General features: G+C 48.7%; 20 protein-coding genes. 8 read left to right on the forward strand and 12 right to left on the reverse strand.

Annotated features, from left to right (window positions below):
* Window positions 1-171: 171 nt before the first annotated feature.
* On the reverse strand, window positions 172-1,380 hold the full coding sequence (locus tag ACO6V1_RS05915) for a transposase (RefSeq protein WP_422444021.1): 1,209 nt from the start codon (window positions 1,378-1,380) through the stop codon (window positions 172-174).
* Window positions 1,381-2,182: 802 nt separating this feature from the next.
* On the opposite strand from ACO6V1_RS05915, the gene ACO6V1_RS05920 reads away from it, so the two are divergent.
* Window positions 2,183-3,103, forward strand: a complete 921-nt coding sequence (locus ACO6V1_RS05920; protein WP_422444023.1) for a transposase — start codon at window positions 2,183-2,185, stop codon at window positions 3,101-3,103.
* A 3-nt stretch (window positions 3,104-3,106) separates the two neighbouring features.
* Here the strand turns inward: ACO6V1_RS05920 and ACO6V1_RS05925 are convergent, their stop codons facing one another.
* Entirely contained in the window at window positions 3,107-3,913 is an 807-nt protein-coding gene (locus tag ACO6V1_RS05925) for a DUF3050 domain-containing protein (protein ID WP_422444025.1), read from the reverse strand.
* A gap of 157 nt (window positions 3,914-4,070) precedes the next feature.
* Between ACO6V1_RS05925 and ubiA the strand changes: the two genes are divergently transcribed.
* The 3 genes from ubiA (at window position 4,071) to phoR (ending at window position 7,343) form a co-directional block, all read left to right on the forward strand.
* Window positions 4,071-4,976 carry a 4-hydroxybenzoate octaprenyltransferase gene (gene ubiA / locus ACO6V1_RS05930; RefSeq protein WP_422444027.1) on the forward strand — a complete coding sequence of 302 codons (906 nt, stop codon included), beginning with the start codon at window positions 4,071-4,073 and terminating at the stop codon, window positions 4,974-4,976.
* A gap of 233 nt (window positions 4,977-5,209) precedes the next feature.
* Window positions 5,210-5,899, forward strand: coding sequence for a phosphate regulon transcriptional regulator PhoB (phoB, locus tag ACO6V1_RS05935; RefSeq protein WP_101748266.1), 690 nt, complete (start codon window positions 5,210-5,212; stop codon window positions 5,897-5,899).
* A 115-nt stretch (window positions 5,900-6,014) separates the two neighbouring features.
* Window positions 6,015-7,343, forward strand: coding sequence for a phosphate regulon sensor histidine kinase PhoR (gene phoR, locus ACO6V1_RS05940; RefSeq protein ID WP_422466168.1), 1,329 nt, complete (start codon window positions 6,015-6,017; stop codon window positions 7,341-7,343).
* A gap of 113 nt (window positions 7,344-7,456) precedes the next feature.
* Here phoR and ACO6V1_RS05945 read toward each other — a convergent pair whose 3' ends face one another.
* From ACO6V1_RS05945 to ACO6V1_RS05980, 8 genes are all read right to left on the reverse strand, one after another.
* Window positions 7,457-7,897, reverse strand: a complete 441-nt coding sequence (locus ACO6V1_RS05945; protein ID WP_209277133.1) for an H-NS family nucleoid-associated regulatory protein — start codon at window positions 7,895-7,897, stop codon at window positions 7,457-7,459.
* A 369-nt stretch (window positions 7,898-8,266) separates the two neighbouring features.
* Window positions 8,267-9,769, reverse strand: coding sequence for a SpoVR family protein (locus ACO6V1_RS05950; protein ID WP_422444032.1), 1,503 nt, complete (start codon window positions 9,767-9,769; stop codon window positions 8,267-8,269).
* The gene (locus tag ACO6V1_RS05955) at window positions 9,766-11,043 is read right to left on the reverse strand and encodes a YeaH/YhbH family protein (protein WP_101748263.1); all 1,278 of its coding nucleotides are present in this window, start codon (window positions 11,041-11,043) and stop codon (window positions 9,766-9,768) included. Before ACO6V1_RS05955 ends, ACO6V1_RS05950 begins: the two co-directional genes overlap by 4 nt.
* 76 nt (window positions 11,044-11,119) lie before the next feature.
* Window positions 11,120-13,042: a PrkA family serine protein kinase gene (locus ACO6V1_RS05960; RefSeq protein ID WP_101748262.1), complete on the reverse strand. Its 1,923-nt coding sequence runs from the start codon at window positions 13,040-13,042 to the stop codon at window positions 11,120-11,122.
* A 510-nt stretch (window positions 13,043-13,552) separates the two neighbouring features.
* Window positions 13,553-14,644, reverse strand: a complete 1,092-nt coding sequence (locus ACO6V1_RS05965) for a dihydrolipoamide acetyltransferase family protein (RefSeq protein WP_422466170.1) — start codon at window positions 14,642-14,644, stop codon at window positions 13,553-13,555.
* Between the two features lie 247 nt (window positions 14,645-14,891).
* A complete protein-coding gene (locus ACO6V1_RS05970) occupies window positions 14,892-15,875 on the reverse strand; it encodes an alpha-ketoacid dehydrogenase subunit beta (protein ID WP_209203214.1) in 984 nt (327 codons plus the stop codon).
* The gene (pdhA, locus tag ACO6V1_RS05975; RefSeq protein WP_422466172.1) at window positions 15,868-16,992 is read right to left on the reverse strand and encodes a pyruvate dehydrogenase (acetyl-transferring) E1 component subunit alpha; all 1,125 of its coding nucleotides are present in this window, start codon (window positions 16,990-16,992) and stop codon (window positions 15,868-15,870) included. Before pdhA ends, ACO6V1_RS05970 begins: the two co-directional genes overlap by 8 nt.
* A gap of 11 nt (window positions 16,993-17,003) precedes the next feature.
* On the reverse strand, window positions 17,004-18,050 hold the full coding sequence (locus ACO6V1_RS05980; protein WP_422466174.1) for a Leu/Phe/Val dehydrogenase: 1,047 nt from the start codon (window positions 18,048-18,050) through the stop codon (window positions 17,004-17,006).
* A gap of 411 nt (window positions 18,051-18,461) precedes the next feature.
* Here ACO6V1_RS05980 and ACO6V1_RS05985 point away from each other — a divergent pair, with 411 nt between their 5' ends.
* The gene (locus ACO6V1_RS05985) at window positions 18,462-18,833 is read left to right on the forward strand and encodes a PilZ domain-containing protein (RefSeq protein ID WP_163371993.1); all 372 of its coding nucleotides are present in this window, start codon (window positions 18,462-18,464) and stop codon (window positions 18,831-18,833) included.
* 69 nt (window positions 18,834-18,902) lie between these two features.
* Here ACO6V1_RS05985 and lrp read toward each other — a convergent pair whose 3' ends face one another.
* The gene (gene lrp, locus ACO6V1_RS05990) at window positions 18,903-19,391 is read right to left on the reverse strand and encodes a leucine-responsive transcriptional regulator Lrp (RefSeq protein WP_020582577.1); all 489 of its coding nucleotides are present in this window, start codon (window positions 19,389-19,391) and stop codon (window positions 18,903-18,905) included.
* Between the two features lie 445 nt (window positions 19,392-19,836).
* Here lrp and potA point away from each other — a divergent pair, with 445 nt between their 5' ends.
* The 3 genes from potA (at window position 19,837) to ACO6V1_RS06005 (ending at window position 22,994) form a co-directional block, all read left to right on the forward strand.
* Window positions 19,837-21,006: a polyamine ABC transporter ATP-binding protein gene (gene potA, locus ACO6V1_RS05995; RefSeq protein WP_422444042.1), complete on the forward strand. Its 1,170-nt coding sequence runs from the start codon at window positions 19,837-19,839 to the stop codon at window positions 21,004-21,006.
* 156 nt (window positions 21,007-21,162) lie between these two features.
* Entirely contained in the window at window positions 21,163-22,113 is a 951-nt protein-coding gene (locus ACO6V1_RS06000; protein WP_422444044.1) for an ABC transporter permease subunit, read from the forward strand.
* Between the two features lie 77 nt (window positions 22,114-22,190).
* A complete protein-coding gene (locus tag ACO6V1_RS06005; protein WP_422444730.1) occupies window positions 22,191-22,994 on the forward strand; it encodes an ABC transporter permease subunit in 804 nt (267 codons plus the stop codon).
* Window positions 22,995-23,222: 228 nt separating this feature from the next.
* Here ACO6V1_RS06005 and ACO6V1_RS06010 read toward each other — a convergent pair whose 3' ends face one another.
* Window positions 23,223-25,550 (reverse strand): macro domain-containing protein, encoded by a 2,328-nt coding sequence (locus tag ACO6V1_RS06010; protein ID WP_422444046.1) that lies wholly within the window; start codon window positions 25,548-25,550, stop codon window positions 23,223-23,225.
* Between the last annotated feature and the right edge of the window lie 7 nt (window positions 25,551-25,557).

The following is a 25,557-nucleotide window of genomic DNA, read 5'->3' on the forward strand; positions in this document are numbered from 1 at the left end:
CAAAAGCAAAAGCCAAGCAAGTTAAACAGTGGCTCCCGACGAATACACGTCAGAAGGCCGAACCTGAAAACCGGTGTATTCATAATTTCTGAAAACGCAAAGAGACTACAGCTCGTGCTGCTATGGAAAATAACTATCACTACCCTGAAAAGTTCTGGCTATCTTGCCAAATCATGACGTGTCAAAAGCTATCTTTTGTGCTTTAGCACCATGGGCAATCGCTTTAAACAAACTGTCCCAGCTATCAATCATCAACGTGAGAAAGAAACTGGTGATCTTCCTCCATAATCGCTTGCGTGTAGGCTTCTTTGGCTTATTTAAAGCCTGTTGAAATTTTGGACAAGCCAGTTCCTGTATCTGATCAACCAGGAATGCCAGAAAAGTAAGGTAGGCGAAATTAGTAGCCAGATGTTTTTCGCCATGACCGTAATTGTGCTCAAGTTGATAGCCTTGATTTTTCAGGGTATTAAACGTTTCATTTTCAATGCGCCATCTACAACGACCTCCTCGCATTACGGATTCAACGGTATCATCGGTTAATTCAATATCGGTTATCCAGCACCAGACATGCTGAATTCTTTTTTTGTCGATTTCAATGTAATCCAGAACATTAACCCGCTCAGTTTCATCCTGAAGATTGAGTGGTACGTTATTGGCGTAGCGAAATTTATCAGTCGTGTTATTTTCCTCATCAACGATTTTGTGATGATGAACCTGACCCTCATCATAAAGGGTGTTCATGGCCTCAATAAGCGACACATGGTTACCATCCTTGGCCACGATGATAAAGTTCCACCCATACTCCCTGATCATGGCAATGGTAGGGTTGTCCGCATATAGACCATCTAGCAGAATCACCAGTTTCAGACGTGGATGGTCGTGTTTTGTCTGGGCCAGAAAACGTCTTATTGCCGCTTTTTCACAATCATTCTTTGTGGAACCATCTTGTCGACAAATCGCTTCGGGCGCTAATGGAATGACGGTTTTTCTGGATGGGTGGACAATACAGCCCCCCATAATGTTGTGGTAAAAGGATTCATTTTTTTTGCCCTCATTTTTAATGCAGCAGTCATCACAGCGGCAGGTTCCCGAATAAAAGAGACCAGTGCCATCAATAGGAAGCAGATAACAATTTTTCAACTTGGCGAAGTTGAATGCATAAGCCTGCAGAGCGCCATTGCGCTGAACGACAGAAAACAGTTCTTTAAACGGTGTCTTCAACCCAATGGGGTTAACCGGATCAATAACCTCTCTCATTCGAGTATCGGAAGGAACTTTGCCGTCTTTTACATGATAGAGTTTTTCAAGATTATGACAGCAAATATCATCCAGCCGCTCTTCATCAAATCCTAATAGCGAATCGAACTTCTGGTGCATCATAGCAAAGGCAGATTTCAGGAAGTTAGGAAAGGGAATAACGCATTTATTTGGACGATGATCTGGGATGTTTTCGAAGCATTCTGACACCGTTTTTATCAAGTAAGAGGCGCTGAAATGCCTGATATTTTTCTTAATAGCGGTACCCATGATTGACCCGACGACAACGATTGATTATTAGGCAATTTTAGTTGAAGAATTGTGCGGACATGATTTTTTTACCTTGCCTGCAGCCCTTATGGCTGTAGTGCTTCAGAGTTCATCGGGAATTGCTGCAAGTTAAACCTGGTGAACAGACAAAACGAAAAATGATCAGCATCCGGAGTTTATTTCCTGATACGGCATAGTTACCAATAAAAAACCATTTTCTTCAGTGTATTTAAATTAACCTATTGATCAGTTTTTTTTCTGATGGTTCTGGTTGTGTCTAAAAAATCAATAAAACAATTAAGGGAAAATCGTAGCTTCTCAAAAAGTGCTGGGAACCGATAAAAATATACAAAACAATAGTACTGTATCGGTGATTACCAAGGGCTTTAGATACTTGGTAGTTTGGTTACCCAGCAGTTTTTGAGAAGCTACGGAAAATCTTCATTTTTCTATTTTTTGCGGGAATTGCTGGCCTGGTTACGGTTATGATTCTCCGAAATGTCGTGACTATATTCAATGAACCGAGAAACCTATGTACGGGACAAAAAATCTGGAGGCCAGAGCTGGCAAGAGTTTAGATGGGATGAGCTGACTTCCCATGTAAGGTAATCTATGCGGTCTCTAACCTCCGAACAGATTATCGTAGTAGAAGTACATGGAAGAAGTCAGCTCATTAGCCAAGGAACTTAAAGCTCATCTGCCCTGGCATCAAGCCCGGATTATATTTCTTGCACAATTCATTCTCGGCTTGATACGTGGGCGCTCATGCAATCTTTATCGTGTGGCAGAAGAGTTCCAAGGTCAGTCTCAGGCAGAATCAAGCTATCGCCGCATAAAGCGCTTTTTTGCCGGTTACACCTACTGTTATGAGCAGCTGGGTAAACTGATACTTCACTGGCTGAATCTCGACAGATACACACTCTGCATGGAGCGAACCCTGAAATTGATTCCAGCGGATAAGATAGATGAGCTACTTGCTGATCGTGAATTCATTGGCCGTGACTGGTTCAAATGGCTGGACAATCAGGGCATCGTCTGTCGACTGCGAATCAAGGAAAGCACTACTGTACTGGGTAACTGTGGCAAGAATATCAAAGCCGCACAATTATTTTGGAACATAAAGCTTGACCAGACAGTGACCTGGCACAGCAAACGCAAAGTCTCAGGTATTTATCTGTATATTGCTGCAAGGCGCACAATCAAGGGGCTTTTAATTGTCGTGGCAACCCAGAAACCAGACACCATGATTGAGGACTACTTTAAGCGTTGGTCGATAGAAACGCTGTTTGGTTGCCTGAAAAGTCGAGGCTTTGATCTTAAGTCTACCCACATGACGGATCTAGACCGCATGGAAAAGCTAATGGGCATGCTTGCATTGACATTTGCCTGGTGTTTGATTGCTGGTCACTGGCATTATGGTGAAGCGAAAGAACTCCCTCTGAATAAGCATATGCGGCCAGCCAAAGCTCTGTTCAGACTGGGAATAGACATGCTCCGCAGGGTTTTGAAAAACGAAGGTTCAAAAAATGATCAGATTGGATTTCAGACCCTGCTTCAGGTTTTGTCCCGTACATAGGTCTCAGATAAAACCGGGTAGTATAGGCTCTGCTTTGTCAACAGCCCCCTGTCCAGCGGTAACTTTGTCCAATTGCTTCTCAAGACCATCCCAAAATCTTATTCGTGCTGAAATAGCCTCTTTCGCCTTGGCAACGGCCGATGCTTCGGCAGTTTTGTCCCCATTTATAGACTGTTTCAGCAGGTTCTCTGCTGCCGGGCCATGCTCATTCCCATCAAGGTCAATATGTCTCTCAAGGTAGTAGGTCATGGCAGGAACGGACGCCGGGGGGATTTCCCAATGATTCAACAGGGAAGAAAACATCTGCGGAATGGCATCTTCACGGCCGAAAAGAAAATAACTGGCCACTTCCGGTAACGAACCATACTGGGCGATCTTCAGCGTATCCGAAACAAATGCCTGAATGTATTCCGGTACCTCAGCAACCACCAGGGCCTGCTGCCAGGGAACCCCTGTCTTGATGCTATAAATTACCTGTTCGATTTTGCTGGTATCCGCGGATACTTCATTCATGGCAGCGAGATACATTTCCAGATGACTCATGGGCGTGCCATGAAGATCCTTATCCGTCTCTTCATAGAGAATAATTTCATTAATGAAGCGGGCAGACGGGGCATCCGTAACTGGCACCCAGGGTAGCTGCATGGAAGTAAACTCAAGCTGCAATCTTTTCGCCAGCGACATAAAATCCCATACAGCAAATACATGAGCTTCCATAAAGGCCGACAACGTCTCCACACTGTTAATTTTCTGGTAGATGGAGTGATTGAAAAGTTGTTCTTGAAGAGGGCGTAAGTCTTCTGTAAACATGATAGTCTCCCGCTATAAGCAATTTGCTCTGGTAGGCCGACAAGACTACATAGATATTGGACACATGGCAGCCTGTGCTCATTTTTTTATCGGCAAAACATGTGTCGGCTGGAAGGCCCTGACTATATTTCCAAAACACAGAACTCCAAGGGCGCAGATGAAATTTATACAATCGATAACAGGCGCTGATAAATGTGCAGAGCTGCTGGATCAGCACGTACCACGCTGGAAAGACTTTATTCAACTGGCTCGCCTTGATCGCCCCATTGGCATTTATCTACTGCTATGGCCAACACTCTGGGCGCTCTGGCTCGCGGCCGAAGGCATACCCTCTGTTGGTAATCTGGTGGTTTTCATTCTTGGGGTGGTGCTGACCCGCAGCGCTGGCTGTGTTGTTAATGACTATGCTGACCGACATTTTGATGGTCATGTAAAACGAACCCGGCAACGTCCGTTGGTGACCGGAAAGATAACCCCGAAAGAAGCCCTGATATACGCCGCCAGCCTGTTTTTCGTGGCCTTTCTCCTGGTGTTGACCACCAATGCCCTGACCATCTATCTCTCCTTTGCCGCCCTGCTACTCGCCTCAGCCTACCCTTTTGCCAAACGACACACGTATCTGCCGCAAGTGGTATTGGGTGCCGCATTTGGCTGGTCCATCCCCATGGCATTTGCCGCCGAGGCCGACACACTGACCACTCAGACATGGCTGTTGTTTATCGCCAATCTGTTATGGACTGTCGCCTACGATACCCAGTATGCCATGGTGGACCGAGATGATGATCTGCAGATCGGCATTAAGTCCACCGCCATTTTATTTGGCGAAATGGATAATCTGATTATTGCCTGTTTTCAGACGTTTACCCTGATAGCCCTGCTGATGCTGGGTTTACAGCTGGAATTAGCCTGGCCATTCTATGTCAGCCTTGTTGCCGCCGCCGCAGGTTTTACCCACCAGCAATGGTTAACCCGCAACCGTGAAAGGGATCCTTGTTTCAAAGCCTTTCTTTCTAATCATTGGGTTGGTGCCGCCATATTTCTCGGTCTGGTCTGTTCTCTGTGATGACTGACTGAAACACCTGAATTTGAAGGTTGAGCCGAAAGCGCTCAACCTTCACCTCCCCTTTATCACTTCAACGACGGGAAAACAGTAACTCATGGGTTGGACAACCCGCAAAAAGTCCATCAAATTTTCCTCAACGTCATTTTTCTGTAACATTCCCTCGCTGTAATACCTGTCATAAAGATAAACGGTTACCAAAGCAATCTTCTCTCATTCAACCCCGGGGTATTCTCATGTCTGGCAAAACAATTCTAATTGTGGATGATGAAGCACCCATCAGGGAAATGGTCGCTATGGCGCTGGAAATGGCTGGTTATCAGTGCCTGGAAGCAGCTGATGCAAAGCAGGCGCACTCACTGGTGGTGGATAACCGACCCGATTTGATCCTTCTGGACTGGATGCTACCGGATATCTCGGGTATCGAACTGGCCAGACGACTTAAGCGTGACCAGCTGACAGCAGAAATTCCGATCATTATGTTGACCGCCAAAGGGGAAGAAGACCATAAAATCCAGGGGCTGGAAACCGGTGCGGATGATTACATCACCAAGCCTTTCTCCCCCCGCGAGCTCGCTGCCCGACTTAAGGCCGTACTGCGCAGAACTCATGGAATGGACGAACAGTCGGCTATCGTCGTCAAAGGACTGGAACTGGACCCTGTCAGCCACCGGGTCAGTATTGATGGCAACCCGGCCGAAATGGGGCCAACGGAATACCGGCTGCTGCAGTTCTTCCTGACTCATCAGGAGCGAGCCTATTCCCGTGGGCAGTTGCTTGACCAGGTCTGGGGTGGCAATGTGTATGTTGAAGAGAGAACGGTGGATGTCCATATTCGCCGCCTGAGAAAAGCGCTGGGCAGTGGCTATGAGAATTACATTCAAACCGTCAGAGGTACTGGCTACCGTTTTTCCACTAAAGCGTAGAATGCTGGAATTCAATGAAAATGGCTTCAGTGACGTTTTCCTCATCACCACCTGATGACATAAGAATGATGGTCAGGATCAATCACCATAAGCTCAACAAACTGCGGAACTGCCTGTGACCACCTCTGCCCGATCCTGGTTTACTGGTCGAATAGTGTCAATGCTTGCCATCGGGCTGCTGGTCGGCTGGCTGGCGGACCGGATTTTTCTGGGGCTTTTTCTTGCCACATTATTCTACCTTCTCTGGAGCCACCAGCAACTGCACCGATTGCTGATATGGCTTGATAAGGCTGCCCACAAAGAGCTGGATCCCCCGGAAAGCACAGGCGTATGGGGTGAGATCTTTGACGGTATTTATAGAATTCAGCGCAAACACAACCGCTCAAAACAGCGACTTGCCAGCGTGATAGAACGCATACAGGATTCAACGGCAGCATTAAACGACGGAATCGTCATGGCCGACCAGAATGGTTCCCTTGAGTGGTGGAACCGTGCCGCCGGAGAGTTACTGGGCCTGCAAATGCCCGATGACCAGGGACAGCTCCTGACAAACCTGGTCAGAAATCCAAAATTTGCCCGCTATATGAACAATAGCCACGGCAAAGAGCCCATTAAGATCGATTCACCGGTGCATGAGAGCCGACAGCTTCAAATAGCCATTACCGTTTATGGGCAGGGCAATCGACTTCTATTGGTCAGGGATGTCAGCCGGTTGCATCAGCTTGAAATCATGAGAACCGATTTTGTTGCCAATGTTTCCCATGAATTGAGAACACCGCTAACCGTGATTTCCGGTTATCTGGAGACCATGAGTGACGGTATGGCAATGAATCAGGATACACCGCCCATCTTTAATCGTGCTCTTGGTCAAATGCAGGAGCAGGCAACCAGAATGCAGCGACTGATTGAGGATCTTTTGTTACTTTCACGGCTTGAAGCGACGGAACCGGAAAGAATAAGTCAGTCAGTGACGCTTAAGTCTCTGCTTGCCGGTATCGTTAACGACGCCAAAGCATTGAGCGGTGAAAATCAGCACCAGTTACAACTTGAATGCGACGATGATGCCTTATTAACGGGGGATGCCGTGGAGCTGCGCAGTGCCTTTTCTAACCTGGTTTATAACGCTATCCGCTATACCCCGTCTGGAGGAAAGGTGCAGGTGAAGTGGTGGCAGGATCAGGAAGGTGGACACCTGATGGTTCAGGACAATGGTGTTGGCATTGACCCCGTTCATATTCCAAGACTGACTGAGCGTTTTTACCGGGTGGATAAGAGCCGCAGTCATGCGACAGGGGGGACCGGTCTTGGACTGGCGATTGTAAAACATGTGTTATTAAGGCATGAAGGTCGTATCAGTATCAGTAGCCATCCGGGAAAAGGCAGTCGTTTTATATGTCACTTTCCCCTGTCGAGAATCAAGCATGCCAACGTCGTCAACGTATAGCAGGCCGGTTGAACACGATCTTTCCGGTAAATGATGATATTAACGCCGTATTTGCCAAAATAGAAAATAAAAAAGGGTCTGCAAGACCCTTTTTTATTCAGAGCGAATAAAACTTACTCTTCGATCTGTTCCAGAGCGCAGTCCAGACGCTTCTTGCCAGTACGCTCCAGGTACGCCTGGAAATCACGTGGCAGACGGCCAGTAGTGGCACCTTCCCACTTAATGCGCTCACCCGCTTCGTTCTCGTATTCAAAAGTGTACTTTTGAATGTTTCTGCGACGCTTCTGTACTGTCTCTTCCGGTTCCAGATTACCCACACCCAGATCATTCATGGAAACACCACGGTCGGCCATAATCTGCTTGATGGCTTCAATGCTTTCCTGCTTCTTCTTACGCTTCTCTTCGTCTTTGGCACGCGCTTCCTGCTTCTCAGTCAGCACATCGTTCAGACGGGAAATGATGCGCTCCAGATCTTCCGCGTGTACATCTTTAAACAGTGAGCGAATACGGGTTTTGCTGCTGAGGCGATGCAGAACTTCTTCAAAAATATTCATTTACTCTACGACTCCTTGGTCTTGATAGAACTTCCTACTTAGGAATAAAGATGTTCAATTCGATGAACTTTATACAGCAAGATTTTTTTAGATGGAAGTACCATTATATAAATTTTAAAAATAATGTGAATCACTGATAGTAAAAACTGTCAGTTTATTAATCCAAAATCAGGCAGGTTGTTTTTTTGATCAAAAGGAATAAGTTGTATAACTCCGATATGGATCATGTTGAATGGGAACCACAAAGGACACAAAGAGCACGAAGAAGAGCTTTTCTTTTCCTTTGTGCTCTTTGTGTCCTTTGTGGTTCAAAAATTAATGGATAGTTGCTTAATATTTACCGTAAGCGTACCAGCATTCAATCGACGTTTATTTGCGTTTCTTATTCTCACTGCACTGCCAGCTTTGAGTGACTGCGCCATTTTCAAACGACTCAATCTCCACATCAAACTGCCAGATCCGGTGTATATGCTTCAACAGCTCATCGGTCTCTTTTCCCAATGGCCGACCTTCATGCTGGTAATGACGGAGGGTCAGCATGCGGTCACCCCGGATATTGACATTATAAACCTGAATGTTTGGTTCCCGATTGCCGAGGTTATACTGAGCGGCCAGTGACTCACGGATGGCTTTATAGCCTGTTTCATCGTGAATACTGTCCACCTCAAGATAAGTGCGGGACTCATCATCCAGAATTGAAAACAGTCTTAAATCTCGCATCACTTTGGGTGACAGAAACTGCAGGATAAAGCTTTCATCCTTAAAGTTTTTCATGGCAAAGTGCACAGTATCCAGCCAGTCGCTGCCGGCAATATCCGGAAACCACTCCTGGTCTTCATCGGTAGGGTTTTCACAAATACGACGAATATCCATAAACATATTGAAGCCGAGGGTGTATGGATTGATACCACTGTATTGCGGGCTATCAAAAGGCGGCTGATAGATAACACTGGAATGGGAGTGAAGAAACTCCAGCATAAAACCATCGGACACCTTGCCCTCATTGTATAGCTCATGCAGAAGGTGGTAATGCCAGAAACAGGCCCACCCCTCATTCATCACCTGAGTCTGTTTCTGAGGGTAGTAGTATTGGGCAATTTTTCTGGCTATTCGCAACAGCTCCCGCTGCCAGGTTTCCAATAACGGTGCATTCTTTTCCAGGAAGTAGAGCAGGTTTTCTTCCGGGTCTTTAGGAAAGCGCTCTTCCTGTTCCTGCTCATCTTTCTCAACCTTTGGAATGGTGGTCCAAATGTCGTTCAGAGTCCTCTGGATATACTCCGCCCTCTCTTCCTGCCGGGCCTGTTCCTGCTCAGCGGATAAGGGCCGGGGCCGTTTATATCGATTCACCCCCTGATTCATTAATGCATGGCAGGCGTCGAGTATTTCCTCGACCGCCTCAATGCCATACTTCTCTTCACATTGTGCAATATAATGTTTAGCAAATAACAGGTAGTCGATAATGGACTCGGCATCAGTCCAGGTTTGAAACAGATAGTTCCCTTTAAAGAATGAATTATGACCATAGCTGGCATGGGCTAATACCAGTGCCTGCATGGTCATGGTATTTTCTTCCATTAAATAGGCAATGCAGGGATTTGAGTTGATCACAATTTCATAGGCCAGCCCCATTCTGCCCCGTTGGTAGTTTTGCTGGGTATGAAGAAAGTGTTTACCAAAACTCCAGTGGTTATACATTAATGGCATACCCGTTGAGGCATAGGCATCCATCATCTGTTCAGAGCTGATAATCTCAATTTGATTCGGGTAGGTTTCAAGGCGGAAGCGATCAGCAAGACGGGCCAGTTCCCTGTCGTATTCCTGAATTAGCTCAAACGTCCACTCCGGTTCACTGGAAATCAACTGGCTGCTCATGCATTTTCCTTTTTTTCAAACAGTTTACGGAAAACCGGGTAAATATCACTGGGCGATTTAATCTGCTGCATGGCAAAGTGATCTTTAAACTTCTCCGCTACACTCTGGTACTCACGCCATAAATTCTGGTGGGCACGGTCGGTGATTTCCACATAACAGTAATACTGAACCTTCTGCATAATCTGCTCGGTGAGAATCTTGGTGCAGACACTGGAATCTCCTTCCCAGTTATCACCGTCCGATGCCTGGGCAACATAGATATTCCAGTCCACCGGGCTGTAACGCTTGTTGATCACATCACGGGTCATTTCCAGGGCACTGGAAACAATGGTTCCCCCGGTTTCCCTGGAATAGAAAAAGTCATCCTCATCCACTTCTTTAGCGGCTGTATGATGACGGATAAAGACCACTTCAATCTCTTTATAATTACGCTGCAAAAACAGATAGAGCAGAATAAAGAAGCGCTTGGCCATGTCTTTGATGTCCTGAGTCATGGATCCGGACACATCCATCACACAAAACATCACGGCCTTATTACTGGGCGAAGGCACTTTGACCATGTTGTTGTATTTCAGGTCAAAGTCATCAATAAATGGTAGTCTTTTCAGCTTGGCATTGAGCTCTTTTATCCGTTCTCTTAATTCAACAACTCGTTGCTGGTCCGTTTCATCCGGGCTGACTTCCATTTCCCGGAGCTCTTTTTTAAGTGCCCGTATCTCCCGGCGATCACCACCGGATAAGGCAATACGCCGGGCATGGGCTGAACGCAGGGAGCGCACCACATTCAGGCGGTCCGGAGAGCCTGCTGTCGTATACCCGGCCTGTCGAATCTTGAATTCCGTCATATCCTCCAGCTGTTTCCGAACCAGGTTTGGCAGCTCAAGGTTATCAAACATATGCTCCAGGAACTCATCATGATTTATCTGGAAGCTGAATTCATCCATCCCTTCGCCGCTGTTGCCAGCCTTGCCCTTACCGCTTCCGGAGCCACTGCCGCCTGATGGCCGCTTGATACGATCACCACTGACAAACTCCTTGTTGCCCGGATGAACCTGCTTATATCGCCCACCCTGACCGTGGCGGAATACCGGCTCAGAAAGATCTTTTCGGGGAATGGTGACTTCGCTGCCAGAAACCACATCAGTAATGGAGCGTTTATTCACAGCATCAGACACTGCTTTCTTGATGTGCTTCTTATATCTCTCAAGAAACCGCTGGCGATTGACGGTACTTTTGTTTTTTCCATTCAACCGTCGATCGATAATAATACTCATGAACACGCTCCTTGTGTGCCCTTTATGACAAACAGGGCGAGAATCCATTCGCCCTGCCTCTCTACCCGGACGGCAGTTACTGCGACTTGCGCACCCGGATATACCATTCAGCCAGTAACCTGACCTGCTTCTCGGTATACCCTCTCTCTACCATGCGCTTAACAAACTCATTGTGCTTGCGCTGATCTTCCTGGCTGCCTTTGGCATTGAATGAAATCACCGGAAGCAGGTCTTCTGTATTGGAGAACATTTTTTTCTCAATCACGGTGCGCATTTTTTCGTAGCTGAGCCAGCTCGGGTTTTGCCCATTATGATTGGCCCTGGCCCTGAGCACGAAATTAACGACTTCGTTACGGAAATCTTTTGGATTGGCGATACTGGCCGCTTTCTCGATTTTCTCCAGCTCATCATTGATGGCCGAGCGGTCGAGAATATCGCCGGTTTCAGGGTCACGGTACTCCTGATCCTGAATCCAGAAGTCAGCATAGGTGATGTATCGGTCAAAAATGTTCTGTCCATACTCGGAGTAAGACTCAAGATAGGCGGTCTGAATCTCTTTGCCCAGGGACTCAATGTATTTGGGTGCCAGGAACTCTTTCACATAGCGCAGATAACGCTCATGCACCTCTTTCGGATACTGCTGCTGCTCAATCTGCTGTTCCAGTACGTAGAGCATGTGCACGGGGTTAGCGGCAATTTCCGTAGGGTCAAAGTTGAATACCTTGGAAAGAATCTTGAAAGCAAAACGGGTAGACAAACCTTCCATGCCCTCATCAACACCCGCTGAATCCTTGTACTCCTGCAGCGGCTTGGCATTGGGGTCGGTATCTTTCAGGTTTTCACCATCATAGATCCGCATCTTGGAATACACATTGGAATTTTCCGGCTCCTTGATGCGCGACAGGACGGTAAACTTGGCCAGCATTTTCAAGGTATCCGGTGCACAGGGGGATTCCTTGAGTGAGCTATTAGCCAGCAGCTTTTCATATATATGAATCTCTTCCGTCACCCGGGTGCAGTAAGGCACCTTGACGATGTTCACCCGGTCAATAAAGGCTTCATTGGTCTTATTATTCCGGAATGATTGCCACTCGGATTCATTGGAGTGGGCAAGAATAATACCGTTATAAGGAATGGCACCCATGCCTTCGGTACTGTTGTAGTTACCTTCCTGGGTCGCGGTCAGCAGCGGGTGGAGTACCTTGATGGGTGCCTTGAACATTTCCACAAACTCCATCATGCCCTGATTGGCACGGCAGAGTGCGCCAGAGAAGCTGTAGGCATCCGGGTCATCCTGAGAGTATTCTTCCAACTGTCGTATATCCACTTTGCCCACAAGGCTGGATATATCCTGGTTGTTCTCATCGCCGGGTTCGGTCTTGGCAATACCCACTTGATTCAGAATACTGGGATGCAGCTTCACCACTCTGAACTTGGTGATATCACCGCCAAACTCATTTAACCGCTTAACCGCCCAGGGTGACATGATACCGCCCAGGTAACGGTTGGGAATGCCATATTCTTTTTCCAGAATGTCGGCATCTTCATCAGGATTAAACAGATTCAGAGGTGACTCAAAAACCGGTGAACCTTTGATTGCATAGAATGGGACTTTCTCCATCAATGCCTTCAGCTTTTCTGCCAGAGAAGACTTACCACCACCCACTGGCCCTAAAAGGTAAAGTATCTGTTTCTTCTCTTCCAGCCCCTGGGCAGCGTGCATAAAGTAGGAAACGATCTGCTCAATGGCCTCTTCCATACCATAAAATTCACGGAATGCCGGATAACGCTTAATCAGTTTATTGGAAAATATACGACTGAGCCTTGGGTCCCTTGAGGTATCCACCATCTCCGGCTCACCAATGGCCATAAGCATACGCTCAGCCGCATTGGCATAGGCAGAAGAATCCTGCCTGCACAGTGCCAGATACTCTTCGATGGTCAGCTCTTCCTGCTGGGTTGATTGAAATCTCTGCTGATATGTATTGAAGATGTCCATGCCTTCACCCGCCTTTGTCTGCTTGAATTCCTGAACAACGACCAGGAACGTTTGACCGATAGCTCATCTGGAAGCTTATCCTTCTCAATTACGCTATCGGCAGAGTCAGAACTTTGACCACATTTTTTTATAACTTTTATTGAGCCGCTATGAATGCCAGAAAAGCAGTTCATGCTGATCAACAATGCTATAGAAAAAGGTGGCATATAATGCCCGTCCGACAAACCAGAGAACTCGGTGTCATGACCGGCAAAAGCGGGATACGAACATTCAGTCGAAAAAATCCGGCCTACATTGATGCACTTTTCATAACAACTTATAACAACGGACTTCCTTGCAGCATGCTGGCAGAGATATTATTCTTCATCGCTCACAACTTCTGGTGGTCTCGCACTTAGCCTTGGAAAAGCTGCCCGACAAGCGTGGCACTATCAAAACAACCCTGCGTTTTTAACCGCAAAGTGATAGCGCATTTTTTCTTGCCCCAGAATTTATAATGTGGATTTTTGACTACTTCTGCAACTGTTGAATCATTGCATGGAGGAAACGTGTTGCTTCACCACCCGTTGCTGCGCGGTGATCAAACGACAGTGACAAAGGCAGGATACGGTGGCTCTCAGGCTTGCCAGCAACGCTGACGATTTCTTCCCTTAACCGGCCAACACCGATAATACCAACGGTTGGCGGCACAACAACCGGTGTCGCGTATTTTCCGGCAAAGACACCAAAATTACTTAACGTGATGGTTGCACCCTGAAGCTCTGAGTTTGGCAGACTTCTGTCTTTCACCCCTTCCCTGAGCTTATTGATACTCTCTCGTACTTCTGCTTTCTTCATTTTTGCCACATCACGCATCACCGGAACAAATAGTCCCTCGTCACTATCAACCGCCAGACCCAGGTCAACAGCATCATGAAGCTGACGGCTCATGGAAGCGCCATCAAACCAGGCATTAAGCGCAGGCTCCACGGCAATGGCTTTGGCAATCGCCTGAATCAGACGAACAGTGATGTCTTCTTTATCATCCCAATGATCAATATCCACATCATCAAACAGCGTTACCTGGACGACGGAAGCATGAGATTCTGCCATGGTGCGGGCCATATGCTTGCGGACACCTTTCAATGGCTCTGGATTGGCCAGGGGATAGGCCATGGCAGGTTGTGCAGCGGTTCTACGATTTGTGATAGCACCCAGATCCACCTGGAATTGCTCAGCCAGTGATTGAAGTCCACTTTGAACCATGTGCGATGAAGACGACGGTGGCATCTGGCCATCCGCTGGTGAGCCAATAATAAAAGCGTCATCGCTATTGGTGCTGGCATCATCACTGGCCAGTTTGCCGACTACCGTACCGCTATCTTCCCCATCGGTGACAAACTCCACCAGCGGGGCTCCGGTAAGAATAGTGTCACCGGGTTGACCACAAAGACGGGCAATCACTCCGGTGCAGGGTGCAGGCACTTCCACAACGGCTTTGGCTGTTTCGACTGAGACCATCGGCTGATCTTCCCTGATGCTATCCCCTTCTCCCACATGCCATTCGACAATATCGGCTTCAGGAATACCTTCCCCTAAATCGGGTAAATTGAAAAAGCGCATGAATGTACCTTTTTATTATAAAAATACTGACTGCTTCTGGTTTTGCAGTCCTACAGGTTCCTAGTACATCGTTTCAATGAGTTTGACGTTTACAATCTCCGTTCACCCTGAGCGGAGTCGAAGGGTGCTTGGCACGATCTATCAGAGTCCGGAGTTTCCGCCTTTAGGCCCTATGGGTCCTTCGACAGGCTCAGAACGAACGGAGTATGGAGGCACGACAACCCGTCAAACTCATTGAAACTATGTACTAGTGCCTGGCAAGACTCTTGATCGATGCCCTGACAATATCATCGACCTGGGGCAGATAATGGTCTTCCATCCTGTAGTAGGGCATTGTCGTATCAAAACCGGTCACCCGTTCAACGGGGGCCTTCAGATCATCAAACGCCCTTTCCATAAGACCGGCAGCAATCTCGGCCCCCACACCAAAACTCCGACAAGCTTCATGAACAATGACACAGCGTCCGGTCTTTCTGACTGACGTCAGAATAGTCTCCATATCAAGAGGCTTGATGGTAGCCACATCAATCACTTCTGCAAAAATGCCATGCCCCTCCAGAATGTCGGCTGCCTCCATGGTTTCACGAACCGATGCCCCCCAACTGACCAATGTGACATCCTGCCCGACTTTTAACGTGAAACAGGTGTCCAATGGCAGCGGGTCACTGGCAGCATCAATTATCTGCTTACTTGCCCGGTAGATGCGCTTTGGCTCCAGGAAGATAACCGGATCCGGCTCATTAATGGCAGCACGAAGCAATCCATAGGCTCTGACCGGTGACGATGGGATGACCACTCTTAGCCCGGGAATATGGGCAAACAGTGCTTCGGTGCTTTCCGAATGATGCTCCGGGGCATGGATACCTCCACCGAAAGGAGCCCGCAGCACCAGGGGACACGCCAACCGTCCCCGGGTTCGGTTTCTCATGCGGGCTGCGTGGCAGATTAATTGTTCCATTGCCGGAAAGATGAACCCCATAAACTGTATTTCCGCCACCGGTTTCATCCCCTGGGCAGCCATACCCACACTGATACCGGCAATCAGGGTTTCCGCCAGTGGTGTATCCATCACCCGCTTGAGGCCATATTTATCCCGCAGCCCCTGGGTTGCCCGAAAGACACCACCATTGACCCCAATGTCTTCGCCAAGCAACACAACATCCGGATCATTGTCCATAGCATGATCAAGCGCCAGGTTGACGGCCTCAACCATGGTCAGTTTGTTATCCATTGAGACGGCCTCCGGCTGATTTCATGTTTTCCTGCCGCATCTGTTCTCTGGCAAGCGCCTCGTTTTTCTGCTGCTCCAGTTGGGCTGGCATATTCGCGTAGTGATAATCAAACAGGTCTTCAATAGCAGGCAGCGGCGTGTTCAGGTAGGTGGCCACGGCCTGCTCAATGATACGGTCAGCCTCATCTTTTAAAGCCTGTTCTTTATGCTCGTCCCACAACCCCCGATGGTGCAGAAAGTTACGGAGCCGCTTGATGGGCTCTTGTTGCCAGGCCTCCTTGAGCTCTTCACTGGCTCGGTAACGGCTGGCGTCATCGGCCGTGGTGTGATCGCAAAGCCGATAGCTGACCGCTTCTATCACGGTAGCGCCTTTACCCTGGCGTGCACGGTCAATAGCGGCGCTGACCACTTCATGGAGGGCAATAACATCATTACCATCCACCTGGTAAGACGGCAGGCCAGCGGCCAGCCCTTTCTGGGCCAGCGTCGGTGCACCGGACTGAATTTTTCTGGGAACCGAAATCGCCCATTGGTTGTTGTTAATGATATAAACCACGGGCAACTGCCAGGCACCGGCCAGATTCAGGGCTTCGCCAAAATCCCCTTTCGATGTAGCACCATCACCCAGGGCACATAAGGCCACTTGCAACGGGTCACCGGCCTCGTGGCGGATTTTAATGGCGGTGGCGATACCGGCCGCGTGGCCAGCCTGAGTCGCAATGGGAACACAATTCGGCAGATCCTGCCCCCAGGCCGGACTGGCACTCCCACGCTCATCACCACCCCAGTAGAGCATGACATCACTCAGAGCGATGCCTCGTCGCATCAACCCGGGAAGATCCCGGTAATAAGGAATCAGAACATCTTCTTTTTCCAGCAGGGCAGCACACACGGTGCTGATGGCTTCCTGTCCAAGACAGGAAGGGTAAGTGCCCATCTTACCGGTCCGCTGCAATGCCACCGCTTTTTGATCGGCCTGCCGGGCAATCACCATGGATCGGTAGTAATCAATGAGAATGTCGTGATTGCTGACCCAGGCTGGCAGTCGTTTGATGACTTCGCCTTCAGCATCCAGAAACTGCTCCATGGCGAGGGCAGGGTTTGCTGTTAAATCCATTTCTGTTCTCCCTATGCCGTCAACTGTGAAGGGTTATCACCATGCACAATGGCTTCTGCCATCTGGTCAGCAATAACACTGGCGGGTAACCCGGCCTGATTCTGTCGGCTGAAAATCTCTAACAGGGTGTCATGAATGCCACGCAGGCGATGGTGCATATCACGCTGACTGCTTTGCAGGTAAGTCATGGCGACAAAAATCAATCCACCGGAATTAATCAGGTAGTCCGGGGCAAAGAGAATGTCGCGGTCGAAGAGGGCAATACCGTCTTCCTCCGTCAGTAGTTGGTTATTGGCTGAGCCGGCAACAGCAGCACACTGTAATTTGCCAATGGTGTCGCTATTGAGGACGCCGCCAAGGCCACAGGGGCTGAACAGATCGCAGGGCACCGAATATATGTCATCCGGTGCGACTACTTTGGCACCGAACTCCCGGACACACTGATCAACACGATCCTGATTGATATCGGCAACAATCAATTGTGCCCCATCGTTAAACAGTCGCTGACAAAGGGCATAGCCAACATTACCCAGCCCTTGCACAGCAACCCTTAAACCTTTCAGATTATCTGGCAGCGAGGGATGGGCTTTCAGGCAGGCAAGCACGCCATAATAAACCCCTTCAGCGGTAAAGGGTGCCGGGCTGCCACCGGATGAAGTACAAGTCACATGAGCTGACTGAGTAGCAATGGTGTCCATATCCGCCACCGTTGTGCCACTGTCCATAGCCGTTGCATAACGACCGCCAAGCTCATTGAGAAAACGCCCGAACGCTTTGAAAAGAGCGGTTCGGTCATAGTCACCTTCCGGTTCCATAATGACCGCTTTGCCACCCCCGAGATCCAGGCCAGCCAGTGCTGATTTGTAGCTCATACCACGGGCAAGGCGAATGGCATCCGTGATGGCTTCGTCAGAGGAAGAATAAGGAATGATTCGACACCCACCGAGGGCTGGCCCTCTGCGGGTACTGTGAATAGCGATGACGGATTTGAGGCCGGACTCTTCATCAAATTTGCAATGAAGATCGTTGATTCGTGCCTCGGCAATCTGTCTGAACATGACGGGATCCCTCCGTATGTTGCAGAGCAGCAGGCTCTGGTTTAGTGCCCTGTCTATCGGCATCCCGGGGTTAGGGCAAGCTGACAGACGTGGCTATTTATTGTTGTTTTACAGGGTAGAACTTTCATCACATTCAGCGGTTTAAGCTCTATCAACAACCAGGCTTTCTGATAACGCCTTATTCGATTACAGAGGAAGTTAAGCCCTATTGTCAACAGTCAATAAGTTTTAGGAAACGTCATGCTCTGCCGCCATTGGCCGCTATTTAAATCAACTAATTGACTGAAAATCTCACCATCCATAAAGCACGTTTTCATAAAAACCTGTTTTGGCAAAACAGGTAAAAGATGCATTTTGAAAACAAAAGGTGATAACTTAGTTCTTCCTTCCCTCTAATCCATGGAGGCCAAAATGTCGCAAATACAACAAGAAAAGCGTCGATTTCCCAGAAAAACACTGGAAAAAACCGCAGAAGTACTGGATAACGACACCGGTCTGTCTATCGGCATTCTTGAAGATGTCTCAAAAGGAGGATTCAGCATCCTGACCGATCGGGGTGTCAGGCCATCAGAAACCCGGAATGTCACATTGATCCTGCCCGGGCCGCAGGAAGGTGCTTATCGAGTGTCCATGAGTGCCGAGTGCGTCTGGTGTCAAACCGTCAGTGAACAGGCTGATTTCGCCGCAGGTTTTGTTTTACGCAGTATCGAGGACCAGGACGAAGTCGCATTGAACTATTACATAAGGGATTATCAGGTAGCGGGCGAGCTTCAGGAAGGTTAAATACCTTTCTGAAGCCGATAAGAGCAGAAGCAAACACTCACAAACAACCTTTAACAAGCCAGGTAACGGTTAATCTGCAATTGGCAGGCTGAGCGTTTCCTTGAGTTCTTCCATCACGATATAGCTCTTGGACTCCCTGACCCCTGGCAACTTCAGAAGAATATCCCCTAACAACTCGCGGTAAGAGGCCATCTCTGAAATCCTGGCTTTGACCAGATAGTCGAAGTGACCAGAGACCAGATGGCACTCCAGCACGTTTGGCAGCTTGATGACCGCTTTGCGGAAGTCATCAAAGATATCAGCGGATTTGGTATAGAGGCTGATTTCCACAAACACAAGAAGCCCTGCCTGAAGATACTTCGGGTTCAGGCGTGCAGAATAGCCCTGAATAATACCTTCCCTTTCCAGGCGCTTGACCCGTTCCATACACGGCGTCGTACTCAGCCCGACCTTATCCGCCAGCTCTACATACGATATACGCCCTTGCTCCTGCAGGGTACGGAGAATATTACGATCGATACGATCCAACTGGCGAACAACTTCTTTTCGGCTTCTCATGATTTCAGTCGTTTATTGACAATGCGTGTTCAGGCACCAAGAAAAGTGGAACACAATAGCATAAGGGATTAGTGAGCTTTGTATTCATCTTTTTTAGGACAGATCCTGATTAAGACAACCGTTATTCTAATATCTAATGGGTAAATCACCTCCCCTCCTAGCAGAGGGAGGTTAGGGTACCAATGATGAATCTGCAAGTGAGGATTACTAATATCCTCCATCAGGGTTTATCGCAAAATCATTTTCAATCCCTGCATTTTTATGGACAATGCGCGGGCTTTTCACTTCCTTGAGGGTTTGAAGGCTCTTTTCATAAGCAAAGAACCCATGGTCACCACAAGCGAACCTGAGTTTCTAACGATAAACTTGTGTCAACAGAGCCTATTAAAGCACACTCACCGGGTTCTACCCTGTTCTTTATACTCCGGGCTGGAGAAAATTTTAGATGAGTACAGCATCTGCCTCCCCGAAACATTCCCCAACGCCGTCGACGCTTTCGACAGCTGCGACAAAAAGTCGCTCAGGCAATGAGATCCTGGTCAAAATCGACCAGGTCACCAAAAAGTTCGATGACGTTATCGCTGTTGATAATGTCAGTCTGAATATTAAAAAGGGTGAGATTTTCGCACTGCTGGGTGGCTCCGGATCTGGAAAATCCACATTACTACGGATGCTGGCGGGCTTTGAAACACCGTCTGAGGGCAAAATTTACCTGGATGGGCAGAATATTACTCACCTGCCACCGTATCTGCGCCCCATCAATATGATGTTTCAGTCCTATGCCCTGTTCCCTCATATGACGGTGGAGCAAAACGTGGCATTTGGATTAAAGCAGGACCGCCTGCCCAAAGACATCATTGCCCAGCGTGTAGAGGAGATGCTGACACTGGTGCATATGCAAAAGTATGCCCGCCGTAAGCCCCATCAGCTTTCCGGTGGCCAGCGCCAGCGTGTGGCCCTGGCGAGAAGCCTGGCAAAGCGACCAAAATTGCTGTTGCTGGATGAGCCCATGGGTGCGCTGGATAAGAAGCTGCGCAGCCGCATGCAGCTTGAGGTTGTGGATATCATCGAAGAGGTGGGTGTTACCTGCATTATGGTGACCCATGATCAGGAAGAGGCGATGACCATGGCCGAGCGCATTGGCATTATGGATGCCGGCTGGATTGTCCAGGTGGGTACCCCTATCGATATCTACGAAAACCCCAACAGCCGCATGACCGCCGAATTCATTGGCTCCGTCAATATGTTTGAAGGAGAAATCACCGAAGAAGAAGCGGGTTACGTCATCATTCAATCGCAACAGGTGCAACAGCCGATCTACATTGGCCACGGTATCATGGCACCACTGGAAGACCGCAAAGTCTGGATTGCCGTGCGTCCTGAAAAAACCATGGTGACCCGGGAGCAGCCGGAAGGGAACTACAACTGGAGCAAGGGTGTGGTGCACGACATTGCCTATCTTGGTGGACATTCGGTTTATCATATCCGGCTTCCGTCGGGCATGACGGTACAGTCCAACATGGCGAATGTGATCCGGACCGCCGACAACCCGACCTGGGGTGATGAAGTCTATATCAGCTGGGATGATGACAGTGGTGTCGTCCTGAATAGCTGATCAATCACCGCTAACCTTATTCAGTATTTTTCGTGTTTAAGAACAGTCTGAAGGCTTTCCATTGGCTAAAAGCCGAAGGCTTTCTATTTCGTAAACTATTCAGGCTTACCGCCGTACATGTAAGCCACTGGTAACGGATATTTTGTGGAATCTGTCATGTCCAACCTGTTAACAAAAGGTGCCTCCGCAGCCGCGTGGGGACCAGAGAGGCTAAACGCCTTAAGGGAGCTGTGGGGACGTCGCCTCGTTCTTGGCGTCCCCTATCTCTGGCTACTGCTATTCTTTCTTGTCCCCTTCCTGATTGTGGTCAAGATCAGCTTTTCATCGGCAGAAATTGCCATTCCGCCCTATTCGGCCATCTTTGAGTACTTTGATGAAGTACTGACACTGAATTTAAATCTGGGCAACTACCTGTTCCTGGCCGAGGACGAGATGTACCTGCAGGCCTATCTGACCTCGATACGGCTGGCTCTGGTCGCTACCTTTTTCTGCCTTCTGCTGGGCTATCCCATGGCCTACGCCATGGCTCAGGCATCGGGAAGAAAGCAAAGTTTCCTGCTCATGCTGGTACTTCTGCCATCATGGACCTCATTCCTGATCCGCATATACGCCTGGATGGGAATACTGAAAAATAACGGGTTATTGAACAACCTGCTGATGTGGTGTGGCCTGATTGACCAGCCCCTGCAGATCCTGAACACTAACATCGCCGTTTATATAGGCATCGTTTATGCCTATCTGCCCTTTATGGTGCTCCCTATTTACGCCAACCTGACCCAGCTGGACAAATCACTGCTGGAGGCGGCCAACGATCTGGGCTGTCGGCCATGGGAAACCTTTTTCAGAGTTACACTGCCACTGTCCATGGGTGGCATTGTCGCGGGCTGTATGCTGGTCTTTATCCCTGCCGTGGGTGAATACGTGATTCCTGAGCTGCTGGGTGGGCCTGAGAGCCTGATGATCGGTAAAGTGCTCTGGCAGGAGTTTTTCAACAACCGTGACTGGCCGCTGGCCAGTGCCCTGGCCATGATCATGCTGTTGATCCTGTGTCTGCCCATCGCCTTCTTCAATCGCCAGCAGGCGAAGCAATTGGAGGCCAGCCTGTAATGACGCTTTCTACAGAAACAGCAACTGAACGCACAAGCACCCTGGGAAGAGTCAAAACACCGGGTTTTTCCACCATCATGCTGATACTTGGGCTGATCTTCCTCTATCTGCCCATGTTTATCCTTGTGTTTTACTCCTTTAACGCTTCACGACTGGTGACCGTCTGGGCCGGCTTCTCAACCAAATGGTATGTGGAGCTGTTTCAGGATGAACAACTGATGGGCGCGGTATGGATCAGCTTGAGAATTGCTTTCTATAACGCGTCCATGGCGGTCATTCTGGGTACGGTGTCGGCTTTTGCCCTTGACCGCTTTGGCAAATTCCGTGGCAGAACCGCCTTCAACAGCATGTTGACGGCACCCCTGGTGATGCCCGATGTGATTACCGGCCTGTCGCTGCTGCTGCTGTTTGTCACCATGGCCGACCTGATCGGCTGGCCCATGGAACGGGGCATGCTGACCATCTGGATCGCCCACGTCACCTTCTCCACCGCTTATGTGGCTGTTGTCGTTGGCGCCAGGTTGCGGGAGGTGGATCGCTCTATTGAAGAGGCGGCGATGGATCTTGGTGCAACACCACTGCGGACGTTCTTTCTGGTCACGATTCCAACCATTGCCCCATCGTTAGCCGCTGGCTGGTTACTGGCGTTCACCCTGTCTCTGGATGATCTGGTGATTGCCAGCTTTGTCTCCGGCCCGGGCTCGACCACTCTGCCAATGGTGGTATTCTCTTCGGTGCGCCTGGGGATCTCACCAAAAATTAACGCCATGGCGACGCTGATTATTCTGGTGGTCTCTCTGGCAGCCCTGTTTGGCTGGTGGTTTATGCGTCGCTCAGAAAGGGAAAGGAGGGCCAGCCTGGAAAGGTTTGGCACCAGTTAGCATGATAATCAGATGCCGGATCTCATCCGGCTTTTTAATTCGTTCCTCGACTTTTACCAGACCCGTATGCTCCGGGATTGTCACGACGTGCATTTCTGCTTGACGTCCTCACTCCAAAAGCCTGCGACCTCAGTCTGGATCAAGCTCGTGCGGCGAGGAGCGTCCGTCCCCTGAATGGCTTATGTCCGAACCCGTTGTCGTTTGTGCAAAAGCATCACCGGGCATCGACTATGCCCCGTCTTTACGGACAAAATAGAGTTTTGGCAGCTCCCCTTGCCTGGCCATCGTTAATACCTGAGGATCTAAATAAACCTGCTTCAGTACAGCTTTGAGTTCACTATCTGTAGCCCCTCCAAGCTCATGCAGTGGGAACACCAGCCTTTCTTCCCGAGCAGCGTTGGTGATTAACGTTACCAGCTGCTGCGAAAACCCACTTATATCCGTTATTTTTGGAAAGAACACCGAATGAATTTTCTCGCAGCCTTTAAAGCCGTCAGTCTCTTTATATCGCCATGCCTGACATTGATAGTATCCCTCGCGCATGAAGGTAGCCTGACCGCCGCCCTTGGTCATGTGCTCGATATACCCCCCTCTATCACCCCCATGAAGCGCCACATCAGTATTCAGCACATTACCAAACCTCCGCACGGCATTTACCAGTGAGAATGGATCACTATCGCCATAGTGTTTCCGGGCAAAGCCAAGTACCCCACCTGGATTACTAAACAGCCTGGCAAAGTTTTTTGGTATGGGCGAATCGGCTGGCGTTGAAACCCGGGATTGAGGCCTTGACCTGGAGGGCACTGCTGATTCAGATCTGGCAGTTCCCGATTGGGCTGTCTGGAAATAAGAGGCAGTTTTCTTAGGGATTGCACCATGTCCTACAGCAAGCATAGTGCCTGAAACACCTGCCGGGTGGATACCGACAGGTGTTATCCCCGAGGGTAAATGTACCGGATTAGCCGCGTTCAGGCTCTTGAAAACTCGAATAAACTCGTCGTGTACTTCCTTATCCTTATTACTTTTATTATCCCAACCCACGAGTATTAACTTGGGTACTTTGGATAACTTCTGTATACGAGGATTCTTATAAGCCGCATAGAGCGCCTGGGCCATATCCTCACCACTGCCACCAAAAATTGCACAGCCTATAAAACAACTGACAATGGTATTGCTGCCTTTTTGGCTGGCTCCAAGGAGCAGTGAAACAAAAGCATTGGTGAAATCCTGCTGATACTTTATTACCCCTGCACCAGAACGGTTAACACTCAAATCATAATCTTTCCTATTTGGGGCAACCACGTTATGAATATGCTGGCAATGGCGCAAACCACGGGTGGAATCAGTGGCATATCCATAGGGCCCGGTGGTATAACACTCGCCAGTTCCAACCTTATGAATACTGGTATCGTGGTTAAATTGAGCGCCAAGATCACTGGCAAATTGTCCTGCGATACCCCCACGATGTTGCATTTGACTATTTGCAGCATTGACCAGATCGAATGGTTTTCCTTGTTTTGAGAGCTCTCTGGCACAACCAAACATGCCATAATCAGGGTGCATTGCTATTTCCAGCTGTCTGGGAAGCAGCTCTGTCGATGCCTTGTCAGCACGGCCTGTGCTTGCTGTCGTGTTAATTGCCGTGGCCACAGCCCCGGGGCTGCTCATTGCAGGGGGCGTTGTTACACGGCGAACCGGTGAACGTGTTGCGGAATTAAGTTGAGCCAGCATATTCCAGTGACTTGCAAAGTCTTGGCATGCTGTCCGGTCACTGTCTTCAGAAGACCTGCCCACCAGAACCAGTTGTGGTGCTTGCCTGCCTGTTGATTCAAATTGTTTCTTGGCTTTCGAAATCGCTTCTGCCAAATCTTCTCCTGTGCCACCCGCAAGACCACAACTGAGCAGAGGGCAGTAAATCCGACGTAGTTGATTGGTTTCAGCCGCTTTAAATAACTCAAAAAACGTTTTTTCAAGCTTTTCTGCAAACTTCTCATCATTTGCTAAAAGAACCAACACATTGTGAACTGCCCGACAATTATTGATATCAGATGGTTTGTCACCACGAATACAGTCATAAGTAAAACATTCACCGTGAGTGATACGATTCCCGGGCTGCTGAGACACCTGAACATAGTTACTATTGTTGCCACCAAACTTTTCTTTGATAACCTTTGCAATACCTGTATGAAATTGCATGTTCACGTCCACAGAGTTCACTATCCCATAGGGCATAAGTTCATCTTTACGCTTTACCCATGTCAATAATCCATCATTACAAGTAACCAGTGTTACCCTGCCAGGCAATGCTTGTTCAGTCCCATTAACCAGATTGGTACAATGTTGTGACACATCCTTATGTGTGACAAAGTTTTTGCCAACTATATGCCTAAGGGATGGATACTTTTCCAGTTGTTTAAGCAGGCAATCATTATCAGTTTTACGAACCGCTCGCCCAAAGACCGCTTGTTTCAATTCTTCATTGATTCCACATTTCTTCAGCTCAAGAGAACCGTACATCACTACCTGACCACAGAATTTTCCAATGGCATCATCCATTTCAGTC

Origin of the sequence: Endozoicomonas sp. ALC013, assembly GCF_049310205.1 — a bacterium.
In the GTDB taxonomy this organism is placed as follows: domain Bacteria; phylum Pseudomonadota; class Gammaproteobacteria; order Pseudomonadales; family Endozoicomonadaceae; genus Endozoicomonas.

Excerpts from the sequence above, each read along its gene's own strand:
- ACO6V1_RS05915 (WP_422444021.1), bottom strand. The coding sequence starts at position 1,380 with ATGATGCACCAGAAGTTCGATTCGCTATTAGGATTTGATGAAGAGCGG.
- ACO6V1_RS05920 (WP_422444023.1), top strand. The coding sequence starts at position 2,183 with ATGGAAGAAGTCAGCTCATTAGCCAAGGAACTTAAAGCTCATCTGCCC.
- ACO6V1_RS05925 (WP_422444025.1), bottom strand. The coding sequence starts at position 3,913 with ATGTTTACAGAAGACTTACGCCCTCTTCAAGAACAACTTTTCAATCAC.
- ubiA (WP_422444027.1), top strand. The coding sequence starts at position 4,071 with ATGAAATTTATACAATCGATAACAGGCGCTGATAAATGTGCAGAGCTG.
- phoB (WP_101748266.1), top strand. The coding sequence starts at position 5,210 with ATGTCTGGCAAAACAATTCTAATTGTGGATGATGAAGCACCCATCAGG.
- ACO6V1_RS05945 (WP_209277133.1), bottom strand. The coding sequence starts at position 7,897 with ATGAATATTTTTGAAGAAGTTCTGCATCGCCTCAGCAGCAAAACCCGT.
- ACO6V1_RS05950 (WP_422444032.1), bottom strand. The coding sequence starts at position 9,769 with ATGAGCAGCCAGTTGATTTCCAGTGAACCGGAGTGGACGTTTGAGCTA.
- ACO6V1_RS05955 (WP_101748263.1), bottom strand. The coding sequence starts at position 11,043 with ATGAGTATTATTATCGATCGACGGTTGAATGGAAAAAACAAAAGTACC.
- ACO6V1_RS05960 (WP_101748262.1), bottom strand. The coding sequence starts at position 13,042 with ATGGACATCTTCAATACATATCAGCAGAGATTTCAATCAACCCAGCAG.
- ACO6V1_RS05965 (WP_422466170.1), bottom strand. The coding sequence starts at position 14,644 with ATGCGCTTTTTCAATTTACCCGATTTAGGGGAAGGTATTCCTGAAGCC.
- ACO6V1_RS05970 (WP_209203214.1), bottom strand. The coding sequence starts at position 15,875 with ATGGATAACAAACTGACCATGGTTGAGGCCGTCAACCTGGCGCTTGAT.
- pdhA (WP_422466172.1), bottom strand. The coding sequence starts at position 16,992 with ATGGATTTAACAGCAAACCCTGCCCTCGCCATGGAGCAGTTTCTGGAT.
- ACO6V1_RS05980 (WP_422466174.1), bottom strand. The coding sequence starts at position 18,050 with ATGTTCAGACAGATTGCCGAGGCACGAATCAACGATCTTCATTGCAAA.
- ACO6V1_RS05985 (WP_163371993.1), top strand. The coding sequence starts at position 18,462 with ATGTCGCAAATACAACAAGAAAAGCGTCGATTTCCCAGAAAAACACTG.
- lrp (WP_020582577.1), bottom strand. The coding sequence starts at position 19,391 with ATGAGAAGCCGAAAAGAAGTTGTTCGCCAGTTGGATCGTATCGATCGT.
- potA (WP_422444042.1), top strand. The coding sequence starts at position 19,837 with ATGAGTACAGCATCTGCCTCCCCGAAACATTCCCCAACGCCGTCGACG.
- ACO6V1_RS06000 (WP_422444044.1), top strand. The coding sequence starts at position 21,163 with ATGTCCAACCTGTTAACAAAAGGTGCCTCCGCAGCCGCGTGGGGACCA.
- ACO6V1_RS06005 (WP_422444730.1), top strand. The coding sequence starts at position 22,191 with ATGCTGATACTTGGGCTGATCTTCCTCTATCTGCCCATGTTTATCCTT.
- ACO6V1_RS06010 (WP_422444046.1), bottom strand. The coding sequence starts at position 25,550 with ATGGATGATGCCATTGGAAAATTCTGTGGTCAGGTAGTGATGTACGGT.